We start from the raw sequence: 15,498 nt of genomic DNA, 5'->3' as shown, positions 1-15,498 counted from the left end.
TAAAATATTAACAATGAAAAATCTAAGAAAATTAAACAAAGGAGAATTAAAGCAAATTAATGGAGGAAGACCTCCTCTGGGATGTAATAGCTGGAATCCACTTGAAGGATGCTGCAGAGCATGGGCTCCAGGTTACTGTGGCGGTACTACGTGTCCGGATTCACCACCTCCATATTGCTAGTCACTCTTTCACCTTTATATTTTGAATCAAAAAACAACTCATTTATGAGACAAAACCAGATTCAAAAATTTTCCCCATAAAGCTCCAATACCTTAAACTTTGTGGTATTGGACTTTTTTATTAATGATCCTTTATTAGTAATGACATGGAATGATTTCACAAAACACTGTACATGTTGGGATTCAGAACATGTGAATATCTTTATATTTCCAGAATAATTTCATTTCAAAATCAGATCTAATTATCATTCATTAAAAATATATCAACTATGAAAAATCTAAAAAGACTTCAGAGAGCACAGCTAAAGACCGTTAAAGGAGGAGATATTCCTATTGGCTGTGATACATGGGATGGAGGAAAAAGATGCTGTAGAGAGTGGCAAACTGAATATTGTAACAGTCCTACATGCCCGGATGCACCCCCTCCGTTTTGTGGCTAATTTTTTCATCACTAGATAATAATATCAATCCAAACTAATAACAATCATGAAAAATCTAAAAAAATTAAACAAAAGAGAGTTAAAAACTATTAACGGAGGAAATATTCCGGTAGTGCCCATAGGCTGCAACATATGGGATTTTAGAGCCAGATGTTGCAAAGAATGGGATTGGGAGCACTCAGGTAACCCAACTTGTTAATTCATTTTTATATTTTGAACCACAACAGCTCATTTCTGAGATCTAAGCCGGATTCAAAATTATTGGTAAATAAAGCTCCAGTGCCTAAACCTTGCGGCATTGGACTTTTTTTTGTGAAGGTATATTGTGCAATAGCATTCAGACCAATATTACTTTCTAATGCAGAAGTAATCCACCAGCCAATATTCTGCTCTTCAGCCAGCGAAATCCATTCATCAGATCCTGCAAAACCACCTATTAAGGCTGGTTTCAAAATGATATACTGTGGCTTTATTGTTTCTAAAAGTCTTTTCTTCTCTTCAGGATCTGTAATTCCGATCAATTCTTCATCCAAAGCAATTGGAGTTGGTGTTTGAGCACATAATTCAGTCATAGCAGTCCAATTTCCAGCTTTAATAGGCTGTTCTATGGAATGGATATGTAAATCTGCCAGTTGCTGAAGAACAATCACAGCTTCTTCTTTACTGAATCCACCGTTAGCATCCACACGCAGTTCCAGCTGCTCTTTGGAGAATTTTTCTCTTAATTTCTGAAGAATAACGTGCTCTGATTTCCAATCGACCCCGATTTTTAATTTGATACAGTGAAATCCTTTCTCCAGTTTATCCTGAATCTGTTCTTCCATATAAGCAACATCTCCCATCCAGATCAGTCCATTAATTGTGATAGCAGATTTTCCTTCTGTAAACTCACTTGGAAAATAAAGATTCGCTCCAAACTTCAGGTTCTGAAATGCTTGTTCATATCCGAACCAAATAGACGGAAAATCTTTTAATTCTTCTTTCAGAAACTCCAGGCTTTGGTTAATGTTTTCACAAAGCCATTTTAATTTCTCTTCATAATCCGGTCTGTCATCAAAGCTCAGGCCTCTGAAGATGGCACACTCACCCACTCCTTTCTTTTCATTTTCTGAAATTTCAAGGATGAAGGTCTCCTTATCAAGCAAAACGCCGCGAGATGTTCCACTCGGGCGTTTGAATTCTAATAAATATTTAAAATAGGATGCTTTCATTATTTTACGCTGTCAATACGCATAAATTCTTCTGCTTTCTCTACCATATCAATGCTTCCGCAGAAAAATGGAATTCTTTGGTGAAGTTCTGTTGGCTCCACTTCCAAAATTCTTCTGAAACCATCCGTAGCTTTTCCACCCGCCTGTTCTGCAAGGAAAGCCATTGGATTACATTCGTATAATAATCTTAATTTACCATTGGGTGCCTGGGAATAAGATGGATAAATATAAATTCCGCCTTTCAGCATATTTCTATGGAAATCTGCTACCAGAGAACCAATATATCTGGAAGTGTAAGGACGATCTCCTTCTTCCATCTGGCAATATTTAAGATAATTTTTTACTCCTTGAGGGAATTTAATATAGTTTCCTTCATTAATAGAATAGATCTTACCCGTTTTTGGGAAAGTCATATTAGGATGAGAAAGGTAATAAGTTCCCAAAGAAGGATCCAATGTAAACCCGTTCACTCCGTTTCCTGTTGTATAAACAATCATGGTAGAAGAGCCATAGATTACATATCCAGCTGCAATTTGGTTCACTCCTTTTTGTAAGAAGTCTTCCAGCTGTACTGGAGTTCCAGGTTCTGTAACTCTTCTGTAAATAGAGAAGATCGTTCCTACAGAAACGTTTACATCAATGTTTGAAGATCCATCCAATGGATCAATTAACACAACATATTTACTTAAATGACCATTTTCACCACATTTAATATCTATGAAATCGTCATTTTCCTCAGAAGCAATACCACAAACCACCTCTCTTTGAGACAAAGCCGTAATAAAAATTTCATTAGCAATTACATCTAATTTCTGCTGTTCTTCCCCTTGAATATTCTGGTTTCCTGCAGCTCCTGTAATATCTACAATTCCGGCTTTATTTACTTCTCTGTTAACCACTTTCGAAGCCAATCTTATTGCACTTAGAAGACGAGAAAATTCACCTGTTGAATATTGAAAATCGTCCTGTTTATCGATAAGAAATTCTCCTAAAGTCTGTAATGGCTGATTTGACATATTTTTTTTTTTACTTTTCCCCCAAATTTCGGAAAATTTATTGCATTAAGAAAATTTAATTACAAAAGAACTTAATCACTGTATATCAACACAATACACTCACAACAAAACATAATATTAAAGATTAACTTATGATTACCTCTCCATTTCTTTATCCCAAACCAATGAAAAATTCAGTTTACTCAAAGGTTGAAATGAAACATTGAAAAAATGTACTTATTATATTGTGTTTATTTCTGATCTTGTTCTCAGATTTTGACTAAAGTCCATTTCTATTGAATACATTCTAGAATAAATACAAATTTCATGTTTGCAGCCCGATAAAGAAATATCAAATAAAAGTATGGAATAAATAAGATTCTTATTCCCTCTTAATGCTCTCTATTCCTGTGTTCAACCTCTATTAAATAATGCAGCCATGGTAATTTTAATGAAATCTTAATTCTATCACATTGCCTGCCTATTTCATATCTCGTTGTAAATTTATAATTTTGACGTCCGTAAAAAACTCATGTAATTTTTATCTAACAATTTTATTTTTAACAATTTAATGAAAATTTTCAAGTTTGGTGGCGCGTCTGTAAAAGACGCCGACAGTGTAAAAAATGTGTCCATGGTTCTTCAAAGCCAGGGATTTGCCAAATGTTTGCTGGTAATTTCAGCAATGGGCAAAACGACCAATGAGTTGGAAAAAGTTGTAGAACTTTATTTCAAGAAGGATAACTATCAAACTGAGATTGAAAAGATAAAACGAAAACACATTGAGATTGCGGAGGGTCTTTTTCCAGAAAATCATGCGGTTTTTGCTGAAATCAATCTCTTTTTTGACGATATTGATTCTTTCTTAAGAAGAAATAAGTCTCCTAACTACAATTTTGTCTATGATCAGGTGGTAAGCTGCGGGGAAATGATTTCTACCAAAATCGTAAGTGAGTACCTGAATGAGATCCAATTTACCAATCAATGGCTGGATGCAAGAGATTATGTAAAAACAGATAACTCTTACAGAGAAGGGGTTGTAGACTGGGTAAAAACTGAAGAGTTTATTTCCAATTTAAATCCTGAACTTTGCTATGTAACGCAAGGTTTCATTGGTTCAGACGAAAATAATTTTACAGTAACGCTAGGGAGAGAAGGTTCTGACTACTCAGGAGCTATTTTTGCTTACTGTTTAAATGCTGATGCCATGACGATCTGGAAAGATGTACCGGGAGTAATGACCGGAGATCCAAGAAAATTCAGTGATGTATCTCTGCTTTCTAATATCTCTTATGAAGAGGCTATTGAAATGGCTTATTATGGAGCAAGCGTAATTCACCCGAAGACGCTGCAGCCTTTACAACAAAAAAACATTCCTTTTTATGTAAAATCCTTTGTAGACCCTACCAAGGAAGGAACTAAAATAGGTGCTTCAGATAAAAACCAGCAGGAGGAGTCTTATATTCTGAAAGAAAATCAGGACCTTTTAAAAATCTCGACAAGAGACTTCTCTTTTATTGCAGAAGACCATATGAGCCTGATATTCGGACTCTTATCTAAATATAAAATCAAAGTTTCCCTGATGCAGAATTCTGCCATTTCACTGGCATTATGTCTGGAGGATAAATTTAATCATCTTGAAGAGCTTAACGAAGAGCTTCAAAAAATTTTTAAAACCGAAGCAATTAAAAATGTATCTTTATTCACAGTAAGAAATGCGAAGATGGATCACATTGATAAATTTTACCATGAAAAAAATGTATTATTGGAACAAATTTCCAAGAATACTCTTCAAATGGTAACACAATAATATTAATTGCGACTAAACACACATGAGTTTAATTTCGAAAAACGATCTGATCAAAGCTTCCGGCTTAAGTAAAATTGGGTTCCTAAAGAATCCAGTAGCATCTGCTGTGATGAGCATTGCTAAAATAAATGAAGTAAATAAATTATACGATAAATTAAAAGATAAGGAAGGCAAAGACTTTTTCGACTCATTTGTAAGAGAAAGAAACCTAAGCTATGTAGCTTTTGAAGAGGATCTGGCAAAGATTCCGAAAACTGGACCATTTGTGCTGGTTTCCAATCACCCGCTGGGGGCTATTGACGGAATTCTGATGTGCAAGATCTTATCGGAGGTTCGTCCGGATTTTAAGGTAATGGGAAATTTCCTTTTGGAAAAGATCAAACCTATGGAACCTTATGTAATCGCAGTGAACCCTTTTGAAAACAGAAAAGAAGCTTACAGCAGCTCTTCAGGAATGCGTGAAACGCTCAAGCATCTACAGGATGGAGGCTGCGTAGGTATTTTTCCGGCTGGAGAAGTTTCTAACAAGAACAATCCTTATGGAGAAATTTTAGATAAAGAATGGGAAAAAACAGCACTTAAGCTTATCAGAATGGCTAAAGTGCCTGTTGTTCCTATGTATTTCCATGCAAAGAACAGCCGCCTGTTTTATCAGGTAGCAAAACTTCACCCAAGTTTACAGACGCTTATGCTTCCTGCGGAAATGATGAATGACAGGGAGAAGCCAATCAGAATCAGGATTGGAAAACCAATTTCTGTAAAAGCGATGGATGAAATGGAAACCATCGAAGAACTGGGAGAATTTCTAAAACGTAAGGTTTATATGATGAAATCTTACTACGAAAAAAGAAAATCTTTAGCTCAGAGCATTAACCTTCAGAATCTTTCTGTAAAATTCCCTTTATTGAAAGAGGAAAATATTGTTCAGAACATTATTGATGAAACCCCTATAGAGGACATCATTAAAGATGTGGATAAATTAAGGGGAACAGAAAAAATGCTTTTCAGCAACGGGAACTATGAGATTTATTTCACTACTTATGAAGAAATCCCTTCAATTATGAGGGAAATTGGACGTCAGCGAGAGCTGACCTTCCGTGCGGTAGGAGAAGGAAGTAATCTTCCGTTTGACCTGGATGAATATGATAAGCATTATCATCACCTTTTCCTTTGGGATAATGGTGAGAAAAAACTGGCTGGAGCTTACAGAATGGCTTTGGGTAGAGAGGTAATGAAGAAATATGGTATCAAAGGTTTCTACACAAGCTCTTTATTTGAGTTTGAGCAGGACATTCACCCTTTCTTTAAAAAGGTCATTGAAATGGGACGTGCTTATATCTGCCAGGAATATCAGCAGAAGCCACTACCACTTTTCCTTTTATGGAGAGGAATTGTACATGTATGCCTTAGAAATCCTGATCATAAATTCCTGATGGGAGGTGTAAGTATTTCGAATAAGTTTTCTGAATTCTCCAAGTCGCTGATGATTGAGTTTATGCGCTCTAATTATTTTGATTCTGCAGTGGCTCAATATATCACTCCGAGAAATGAATATAAGGTAAAACTTAGAGACAGAGATAAGAGTCTTTTCTTTGACGAAATGGAATCAGATCTTAACAAATTGGATAAGATTATTGATGACCTGGAACCTGAATTAAGATTACCTGTTCTGATCAAAAAATATATTAAACAAAATGCTAAAGTCATTGCATTTAATGTTGACCCGAACTTCAACGATGCTATTGACGGATTGATGTATATTAGGATCAGTGACCTTCCTGAAAGTACGATAAAACCTGTACTAGAAGAAATGAGTGAACAAATCAGAAAGGAGCAGGAAAATAATCCGGCTGATAATCAGTAGTTTTTCCGGTTTAAGTAAAAAAAGCACGATGAATACTTGCTTTGTATACCAAAACTTACTACTTTTGCATCACTTTAAAACAACGAAGTAAGTCAAACAACAATATAATGGTTTCTTAGCTCAGTTGGTAGAGCAATGGATTGAAAATCCATGTGTCCCTGGTTCGATTCCTGGAGAAACCACTTGAAGACCTCTGATTAGTCAGAGGTTTTTTTGTTTTCTTATTTAGCTACGAACTCGCCTATTATAAAACAATATTCATCACTCAGTTTTACAGACAGATTGAAAGCTACTTCTCTACTTCATTAAGCTCATTAATTGTAAGGCATCAAATCATTGCAATAAGCCCGGTTTTTATTTTTAATGGCTAAACTTATGACTTATTCAAAAAAGGCTAAATAAACAGACAAAACAACATTTTAATAATGAAAACTAAATTTCCCGCTTAAAGAAGTTATTGTAACTAGTCAGTACATCAAAATCTTTAAAAATACTTCCTGTAATTCCTTACCCTGAACTACTTAAAATTTTTTCTTAAAAATTCATACCTCAGGAGTCCTGGAGGAAGCTCCTTACAATAAAAAAACAATTCATATTTGTTGAAATGCCGATCTAAATTGAGGCTATTAATCTTATAAGCCACTTCTCTGGAAATGCGTTCTATATTTTCTTTTTTCTGATCACAAACTATTGTAGAAAGGTAAAGAGTATAAACCAATGTATCTTTAGGATATAAAAGTTTCTGTTCTGTATCAGGAGATCTTTCTATTTGGGTTAAATGATATTCTTTTTTTAATGCAGTAAACAGAATCTTTTCCTTCGGTAAACTATTAATTCTTTTAGCTGAAGAGAAATAACTTATCCAGGAAGCCACCAAAAAACTCATTCCGAAATACACTACTACCCCACTACCTAAAATAATCAAAATCCGATTAATTGTACTTCCCATTAACTTTTATAAATATTACTAAATATAAAGGTATTTATTTAATCTGCCGGCTGTTTCATCAAAGACATCCAAAAAGATTGTCCTGCTCCTATCCTAACTACCCTGATATACAATCCAATAAAAGAAAAACATCAGCCCTGAAAATAAAAAAATATAAAAAACATTGCCAGAATAAAAAAAATACATTATTTTTGCACCACTTTAAAAACAACGAAGTAATGGTTTCTTAGCTCAGTTGGTAGAGCAATGGATTGAAAATCCATGTGTCCCTGGTTCGATTCCTGGAGAAACCACTTGAAAAGCCTCTGAATAATCAGGGGCTTTTTATTTTATAGCAATTATTTCTGCATAGCCCCCTTTACAGTATTGCCTCCATCAATTTGATGTACCCCTAATCAGGAAATGATCCTTCTGCTTAAAAAAATGCCCTGCATCATTCTTTGCTTTCCTATCTTTCTTTTGTTAACTTTTTATTTTAAAAACTTTTTTACATTTGAGAAATATAAAAAATCCACTAGATCTTTAATCCTACATTGTATGAAAAATCTAATTCTCCTGTTTTTATTATCTCCATTAGTTTGTTTAGCACAATTAAGTTATAAGGATCTTACTTTTTTAGCCCATAATAAAGTTGATAAAAATATTGAATACATCCAACACAAAGGCTACGTTTTCAGACAGGAAAAAACAACCGGAGATGGTACAAAACAAGTTTACTACGAAAAAGGAAAACTAAGCAGAACAATGATCGTCATGCGGGTATTAAATAATCAAAGTGTTGTTATATCTTATGTTCCTGAAGACAAGAATAATTTTGAGAATATACAGAATGAAATTAATAAGACAGGGTTTAATCTGATAGATTCTACTTCAAGTGAAAGAGATTCCTGTTCTTCTTATCAATCAAAAGAATATTTCACCAAGCTTTGTGAAGTACAATTTCCCGGAAGTTCTGAAAAATCATACAATATTACTTTTTACAGAAAAGATGTTTCCTCAAATAACTAATATAGAACGATCATCAATAGGATAAGTCTTAAAAACTCAAAAAAATATACAAGTTCTTCATCCCAGCCAAATCGCTGATAGGCAAACTATTGCCCCAAAACAAAGGACTCATCAATATATTTTTTCAAAAAAACACTGATCAAAACTTGCGCAGTATTACAAAATATTATACTTTTGCATCACTTTAAAACAACGAAGTAAGTCAATACTAAATATATGGTTTCTTAGCTCAGTTGGTAGAGCAATGGATTGAAAATCCATGTGTCCCTGGTTCGATTCCTGGAGAAACCACTTTAAAGCCTCTGATCAGTCAGAGGTTTTTTTGTTATATGATCAATATTTTTTGATACATAATAAACTCCCTCAAATTAATTTGAGGGAGCTACTATTTTGAAACTAATTAAATCATTATACTGAGTCTTACTATCTTTTAATAAAAGCCTTCAAATCTTCTATTTCTTTATTCTGAGAAATGGCATAAAGTGTTAGTTCTTCAATCTTCTGAAGTAATTTCATTTGAAAATCTCCCAGGTTAACACCATCTTTTGCAATGACCTCTCCGGAAGGGATCTCCGGAAGGTGCTTGTTTTCTTTGACAAAAGATTCCAGTTCCTGGAGCGTTGGCATTTGATAATCCGGTCTGATAGAAGACTTTCCGTCAAAATATTTTTGAAAGACATAATCAGCAGGAACATTCATGTCCACCACAACGTCTTCAGCATGGATTTTTCCTTTTATGGTAAGCTTCTGATCAGGATTCTTGGTTCCAATCCCAACATTCCCGTTTGGAGTAATTCTCATAAATTCATTCATGACAACTGGTGAATTGATGCTTGTTTGCGCATTGGCACTTCCCAAAAATTTCACTCCTTCATTCCCTACAGTAACAGCTGTTTTATAATGGGACAATGAAGCATTGCTTGATACCCATCCATACGCTGTGGAAGGCGATGCCTTGGCTCCATAACTCATATATGTTTCTGCACCACTTCTTAATGATCCCCAGTTATTAAATGAACCGTTTTCATAGCGTATAGCTAAAGCATTCACACCTTCTGTTGCAGATTTGCTTCCGGATAATATTTCTCCTACCACATCTAATTTTGCTGCGGGGGCTTCGGTTCCTATCCCCACATTCCCCTTAAGAAAAACGCGATCATCTCCCACGAAAAATTTAGCAATACTTCCACCATATTTTCCCACAAAATAATGATCAATTTGGTTATTAGTACCTAAGGCTCCAAAACCTCCTAAATGTTGTGTATTATCCGGTGAAACAAAGTTATATCCTCTGGACCACTGGGTAGTATATCCCACAATTCCCACACCGCTTACCACACTAGACCCTGCATTCAATAAAATTCTTCCCTGAATATCTAATGGGGCTAGCGGCTTCCTGGTTCCTATTCCTACATTATCATTGTAATTAACATAGTGTTTATTCTGCCCGGTAAGCACATTGGTATAAATGTCAGATAATACTGCTTTATCAATTACAGCAGTTGAATTAGAATGCTGCGTTAGTCTGATAGCATATGTATTGCCGGATTGGCGTGTATGATAGAGTGTTAATTTATATTGCCCTATACTGCTATCCCATAGGATATCTCCCAAATAAATATGATCTGTAATAGGCCCCGATGCTTCTATGATTCTTGATAAAGGCTGATACCAGATACCACCATTAGCGTTAGCTCCGATGATAATTTGTTTTTTGATAACACCTACCGTATTTTCATTATTCCATGCTCCTACAACTTGTATCTCTATATTTCCCTGTATTGCATTTCCCAACAAAATATCTACCGCTAAATTGCTTTCCAGATTTGGAAATTTAACGGATAGATATTTATATTTAAAATTACCGGGAAATGATGTAGGGTCATCCAGATGTAAATAACTATCCAAAAGATCTCCAAACTGATTTTCCGTAGGTCTTTTTCCTGCTTTAAAGTAATTTTTTAATTCTGTAATTGTTTTTTTTGCCATGATTAGTTTGGTTTTGAATCAATCTCTTTTTTAAGAGCAATGATATACAATGTTAATTCTTCAATTTTCTGAAGCAATTTCATTTGAAAATCTCCCAGATTAACACCATCTTTTACGATAGCTTCTCCGGAAGGGATCTCCGGAAGATGTTTATTTTCTTTTACAAAAGATTCCAGTTCCTGGAGCGTTGGCATGCGATAATCCGGTCTGATGGAAGACTGGCCGTCAAAATATTTTTTGAAAGACATAATCAGCAGGAACATTCATGTCCACAACAACATCTTCAGCATGGATTTTTCCTTTTACAGTAAGTTTCTGATCGGGATTTTGAGTTCCGATTCCTACATTTCCTCCGTCTTTGTTTAAAATCACATTGTTTCCTAGAGGGTTGATGTGTAATGGTGATGTTCCATGGCCCTGCATCCAGCTGTAACGGTCGGAACAACCAAATCTTAAATTGATCTGTGAGGTATCGCCTACTATTAAAGCTCCTTCGCTGTCAGGAAAAACATAGCCTGAAACAAGATGCATTTTTGCTGCAGGTGTTTCAGTGCCTATTCCTACATTTCCGGATCCTTTAATAATAAAAGGTACATTATTGCTTCCGCCAACATCTCTTACTCTAAAATAATGACTTTTATTGGCATTCTGAGGGGTTCCAAAGGATCCCACATCAATAGTCATAGCGTCAATAGGATCTGAACTTGGGCTCTGGGAGACATGTAGCTTTCCTGTTGGTAAAATGGTTCCTACACCAATATTTCCATTTGGCATTATACTTAACCTTGTTTGCTTATTGGTTACCATATTAACAGCACCATGAATACCACCATCAATATTATTCACAATATTAAAATCTCCGTATGAACCATACCTGAAGTTTGTTCCTGTAAAAAAAGAATTCAGTTCAAGATCTGCTGTAGAATGATACTTTAATTGCACAATATTACTACCTCCGGCAGCTTCACTTCTGTCAAACAATCCTCCAACTACATTAGAATGCCCCTTATCTTTTGGAGCCTTCACATGAAGACTTGTTTCCGGTAAAGTAGTTCCTATTCCCAGATTATCATTGTAATGGATATAATGTACCCTTTGCCCTGCAAGAGGATTAATGTAGATATCTGAAAGTTTTACCTCCTTAAAATCCTGCGTATCAAACGGACAATGATAGGTAATCCTGATATCATATAGGTTTCCTGCATAATGAGTATGATAAATAGTTAATTTATACTGATTAATATTAGCATCCCAGATTACATCTCCAATATAAATATGATTAATAATTGGACCTCCAGCTTCCACAATTCTTGATGTAGTGGGATACCAGACTCCATTATCCGGATTAAATCCCACCTGGAATAGTTTCTTTATATTTCCAACACTATTCACATACATCCATGTCCCCACAATTTCTATTTCAAACCATCCAGACATTCCTCTGTTTCCAAGCAGGATGTCTACAGCCTGATCAGTTACGTTATGAGGAAAATCAATACTTAGCCTTTTCTCAAAGTAATTTTTAGGAAACAATTGTGGATCTTCCAGGCTGGCAAAGCTATCCATTACGTCACCAAATTGTGCTTCTGTAGGTCTTTTCCCTACTTTGAAATAATTTTTTAATTCTGTAATTGTCTTTTTCGCCATGATTAATTTGCTTTTAAAACATCAATCTCTTTTTTCATGGAGATCATGTATAGTGTTAATTCTTCAATTTTCTGAAGGAGTTTGATCTGAAAATCACCTATAGCCAATCCATTATCTGTCATTTCTTTTGCAGAAGGGATTTCCGGAAGATGACTCTTTTCAGTAATAAATTTTTCAAGTTCAGTAATCTCTCTTAAGCTATAGTCTGCTGCAAAAACATGATCCGCTGTGGGGGTAGCTGTGATTACTACATCTTTTGCTTCCAACTTACCATGGATAGCAACATTCCCACTTTCCTTCCATTGTAAAACAATCTTTTCTGTTCCCGTATTATCTTTTTTTATTCCTAAAGCACCACCACTATATCCATAAAGCACAGGGCCATCTATAAATGTATTCGCAAAAGTTTTATAGGTATATTTTAATCCGTGATTGGTATCGAATCCGGATAATTGCAAAATAGATTCTCCGGGAATAGAAATATTACCTGACACCTCCAATTTGGCTTGGGGACTTGCGGTTCCAATTCCTACATTTCCATTATCAGCGATAGTCATTCTGGAGCCATAATTATTCCCATCTGCAGAATAACTCCAGAATTGCAGCCCATTTCCATATCCTCCAGTCATATTATAAATTGCCCATTGATGAGCAGTATTGGGTGCTGTTTTATTAGAATTCTGTAAAAAGACAGCTCCTCCTTCGTTGCTTCCCAACTGCGATGTAATTGTTCCTCTTACATCAAGTTTATACTGTGGATTATCTGTGCCAATTCCTACATTTCCATTAGGATTAATTCTCATCAGTTCAGACATCTCAACCGGATGATCTAAAGCTGTCTGCTGATAGCCTGAACTTAAAAATTTAATCCCTTCATTTCCTGTAACAACTGCTGTATTAAAACGAGAGAAAACTCCACTGGTTGATAACCATTTTAATCCAGCATAAGGATCGGCTTTTACTCCATAACTCATATAAGTGTCTGCACTGCTTCTTAATGACCCCCAGTTATTTACGGAACCATCTTCATAACGTATAGCCATTGCGTTATTTCCTTGTGTTCCGTCTCCCTGCCCTGCATAAACAGTTCCTCTTACATCCAGTTTAGATTTTGGATTATCTGTTCCTATTCCAATGTTTCCGTTATAATATACCGAATGTTTTTTTTGCTCAACAAATGGTTTAACATAGATATCCGAAAGCCTGGCTTGGTCTATGAATGCTTTATCATAAGAAAACTGCTTAATTCTTATAGCGTATGGATTTTGATTGGTACTAGTATGATAAATTGTACATTTATATTCATTTCTTACTGAATCCCATACAATATCTCCAATATAGATATTATCTAAAATAGTTCCTGCTGCTTCTACAACTCTAGACGTAGTTGGATACCAGACATTCCCATCAGGGTTAAACCCAATTTCAAATTGTTTTTTTATAATCCCAACGCTTGTTTGATGGGCAAATGTACCTGCAATTTCAATTTCCAAACTTCCGTTCAGGTAATTATTTCCCAAAAGAACATCCACCGCCAGATCGGCTTGTTGATGGGGGAACTCAAAATACAAATCTTTATATTTATGATTATCAGGAAAAAAAGTTTTATCGTCTAAATTGGCGTAGCTATCTATAAGATCACCAAACTGACTTTCAGTTGGTCTTTTTCCTGCTTTGAAATATTCTTTTAATTCTTGTCTATTTTTTTTTGCCATGATTATTTTGATTTTAAAATATCAATCTCTTGATTTAAAGAAATGATATACAGAGACATTTCCTCAATTTTCTGAAGCAGTTTCATCTGTAAATCGCCTAAATTAACACCATCCTGAGACATTTTTTCTGCTGAAGGAATATCCGGAAGATGTTTATTTTCTTTTACGAAAGACTCCAGTTCACGAATAGTAGGCATCTGATAATCAGGCTTGATAGGAGATTGTCCGTCAAAGTATTTCTGGAAAACATAATCTGCTGGAACATTGGGATCAACAATAACATCTTCTGCATGAATTTTTCCTTTTACTGCCAGCTTCTGATCAGGATTTTGGGTTCCAATTCCTACATTTCCATTGGGAGCTATTCTCATAAGTTCTGACATAGCCACTGGTGAATCCTGTGCTATTTTCCCGTAAGCGGAGGACAAAAACCTGATCCCGTCATTACCTGTAGTAACTGCTGTTTTATAGCTAGGATAAGATCCACTGCCTGACAGCCAGCCATAAGCTGTAGTATTATCAGCTTTTGCCCCATAACTCATATAAGTTTCGGCACCACTTCTTAATGATCCCCAGTTATTTACTGAACCATTCTCATAACGAATAGCGAATGCATTAATTCCTTCTGTTGCATCGGTTCTACCAGCAAGAATATTTCCCCTAACATCTAACTTAGATAGTGGATTAACGGTTCCAATTCCTACATTTCCACCAGGCCTTACGGTCATTTGAACATTTTGGCTGGTTACGAAATTGATAGATCCAAAGTTGGGATCATAAGAATTATCATTTTCTATATTAAAGTCAAAATAATCTCCATACCTTCTTCCTAAGCCTGAAAACCCGGAATTCAATTCCAAATTAGCTTTATTATGGTAAGAAAGGCTCAGTATATTGCTTCCTCCTGTTGCACCAGTGGTGGTAAATTTGGCAACAGTAGCGTTTTGGTTATATGAATTTTCATGTACTACATTCAGCTTCGTGTCTGGCGTAGCAGTTCCAATTCCTACATTCCCATCCATATTAACCTTTAAACCAATCTTAGCATTTTCACTTGATCTCAGACTCCCTACCCATAGATTCCATTCATTCGTCATTGGCTGGATAGGAACAGCTGCAATAGTATTACCTCTGTTATCTAATACAATCCAATTATCATTTTTATTAACAGATCTGATTTTAACAAAAACTTTTAACGTTTGATTTGGATCACCATAAGTATGAACAGCTCTTAAGCGAAATCTACATGTTCCTCCATTCATATCAACTGTAAGGTTATTATTTTCTGAACCGTCTACATAATTATTCTTGTTCACTGTACCACATTCTTTCCATACATCCGGATTTGCATGAGATACAGCAGCAATATGAGTAGCTGCACTAGCTGTATTATTTCTGGTATATGCAATAGAAACTTCGAAAAATCCGCCTGCACCTGCACTTGATGGTTCAAATTGTAAAAACTCCACATAATCTCCTACCTGATAATTAGCAGGAAATTCTACTACGGTTGAATATTCTGATGATTCATCTACATGAACATAACTGTCAATTAAATCTCCAAACTGATTTTCTGTTGGTCTCTTCCCTACTTTAAAATATTCTTTTAAAGCTGCAATTGTTTTTTTTGCCATAATTTTTGTTTTTTTTGATATAGTTCCTCCTTCTCCTTCTGTTAAGGAGGAACTGT

General features: G+C 35.3%; 14 protein-coding genes and 3 tRNA genes. 9 read left to right on the top strand and 8 right to left on the bottom strand.

The genetic code is table 11. The features are described 5' to 3' along the window. The first annotated feature begins 13 nt into the window (after positions 1-13). The 3 genes from H5J24_RS04570 to H5J24_RS26130 all read left to right on the top strand — a co-directional run bounded on the left by H5J24_RS04570 (position 14) and on the right by H5J24_RS26130 (position 819). Positions 14-181: a bacteriocin-like protein gene (locus tag H5J24_RS04570; protein ID WP_167387025.1), complete on the top strand. Its 168-nt coding sequence runs from the start codon at positions 14-16 to the stop codon at positions 179-181. 268 nt (positions 182-449) lie between these two features. Beyond that, positions 450-620, top strand: coding sequence for a bacteriocin-like protein (locus tag H5J24_RS04565; RefSeq protein WP_167387026.1), 171 nt, complete (start codon positions 450-452; stop codon positions 618-620). A gap of 46 nt (positions 621-666) precedes the next feature. Then, positions 667-819: a bacteriocin-like protein gene (locus H5J24_RS26130; protein ID WP_141395717.1), complete on the top strand. Its 153-nt coding sequence runs from the start codon at positions 667-669 to the stop codon at positions 817-819. A gap of 7 nt (positions 820-826) precedes the next feature. On the opposite strand, the gene H5J24_RS04560 is transcribed toward H5J24_RS26130, so the two are convergent. Both H5J24_RS04560 and fbp read right to left on the bottom strand, forming a co-directional pair. Next, positions 827-1,831: an o-succinylbenzoate synthase gene (locus H5J24_RS04560; RefSeq protein ID WP_068944198.1), complete on the bottom strand. Its 1,005-nt coding sequence runs from the start codon at positions 1,829-1,831 to the stop codon at positions 827-829. Then, on the bottom strand, positions 1,831-2,847 hold the full coding sequence (gene fbp / locus H5J24_RS04555) for a class 1 fructose-bisphosphatase (RefSeq protein WP_068944199.1): 1,017 nt from the start codon (positions 2,845-2,847) through the stop codon (positions 1,831-1,833). Before fbp ends, H5J24_RS04560 begins: the two co-directional genes overlap by 1 nt. Positions 2,848-3,397: 550 nt before the next feature. On the opposite strand from fbp, the gene H5J24_RS04550 reads away from it, so the two are divergent. The 3 genes from H5J24_RS04550 (at position 3,398) to H5J24_RS04540 (ending at position 6,682) form a co-directional block, all read left to right on the top strand. After that, on the top strand, positions 3,398-4,636 hold the full coding sequence (locus tag H5J24_RS04550; RefSeq protein ID WP_068944200.1) for an aspartate kinase: 1,239 nt from the start codon (positions 3,398-3,400) through the stop codon (positions 4,634-4,636). A gap of 22 nt (positions 4,637-4,658) precedes the next feature. After that, a complete protein-coding gene (locus H5J24_RS04545) occupies positions 4,659-6,500 on the top strand; it encodes a bifunctional lysophospholipid acyltransferase family protein/GNAT family N-acetyltransferase (protein ID WP_068944201.1) in 1,842 nt (613 codons plus the stop codon). 109 nt (positions 6,501-6,609) lie between these two features. Continuing rightward, positions 6,610-6,682: transfer RNA gene (locus H5J24_RS04540), tRNA-Phe, on the top strand. Positions 6,683-7,017: 335 nt separating this feature from the next. Here H5J24_RS04540 and H5J24_RS04535 read toward each other — a convergent pair. Beyond that, positions 7,018-7,449 (bottom strand): hypothetical protein, encoded by a 432-nt coding sequence (locus tag H5J24_RS04535; protein WP_068944202.1) that lies wholly within the window; start codon positions 7,447-7,449, stop codon positions 7,018-7,020. A 220-nt stretch (positions 7,450-7,669) separates the two neighbouring features. On the opposite strand from H5J24_RS04535, the gene H5J24_RS04530 reads away from it, so the two are divergent. From H5J24_RS04530 to H5J24_RS04520, 3 genes are all read left to right on the top strand, one after another. Next, positions 7,670-7,742, top strand: a tRNA-Phe gene (locus tag H5J24_RS04530). A gap of 244 nt (positions 7,743-7,986) precedes the next feature. Continuing rightward, on the top strand, positions 7,987-8,457 hold the full coding sequence (locus tag H5J24_RS04525; RefSeq protein ID WP_141395718.1) for a hypothetical protein: 471 nt from the start codon (positions 7,987-7,989) through the stop codon (positions 8,455-8,457). Between the two features lie 218 nt (positions 8,458-8,675). After that, positions 8,676-8,748, top strand: a tRNA-Phe gene (locus H5J24_RS04520). Between the two features lie 132 nt (positions 8,749-8,880). On the opposite strand, the gene H5J24_RS04515 is transcribed toward H5J24_RS04520, so the two are convergent. From H5J24_RS04515 to H5J24_RS04495, 5 genes are read right to left on the bottom strand one after another with little or no spacing between them, the layout of a single operon-like run. Continuing rightward, the gene (locus tag H5J24_RS04515; RefSeq protein ID WP_068944204.1) at positions 8,881-10,446 is read right to left on the bottom strand and encodes a hypothetical protein; all 1,566 of its coding nucleotides are present in this window, start codon (positions 10,444-10,446) and stop codon (positions 8,881-8,883) included. Positions 10,447-10,448: 2 nt separating this feature from the next. Next, positions 10,449-10,694 (bottom strand): hypothetical protein, encoded by a 246-nt coding sequence (locus H5J24_RS04510; protein WP_232816066.1) that lies wholly within the window; start codon positions 10,692-10,694, stop codon positions 10,449-10,451. Beyond that, on the bottom strand, positions 10,672-12,093 hold the full coding sequence (locus H5J24_RS04505; protein ID WP_232816065.1) for a hypothetical protein: 1,422 nt from the start codon (positions 12,091-12,093) through the stop codon (positions 10,672-10,674). Before H5J24_RS04505 ends, H5J24_RS04510 begins: the two co-directional genes overlap by 23 nt. A 2-nt stretch (positions 12,094-12,095) precedes the next feature. Then, a complete protein-coding gene (locus tag H5J24_RS04500; RefSeq protein ID WP_068944206.1) occupies positions 12,096-13,808 on the bottom strand; it encodes a hypothetical protein in 1,713 nt (570 codons plus the stop codon). A 2-nt stretch (positions 13,809-13,810) separates the two neighbouring features. Continuing rightward, entirely contained in the window at positions 13,811-15,442 is a 1,632-nt protein-coding gene (locus H5J24_RS04495; RefSeq protein ID WP_068944207.1) for a hypothetical protein, read from the bottom strand. Positions 15,443-15,498 lie beyond the last annotated feature (56 nt).

The organism is Chryseobacterium capnotolerans (assembly GCF_021278965.1).
GTDB lineage: Bacteria > Bacteroidota > Bacteroidia > Flavobacteriales > Weeksellaceae > Chryseobacterium > Chryseobacterium capnotolerans.
This window is presented reverse-complemented; position numbering and strand designations above follow the sequence as displayed.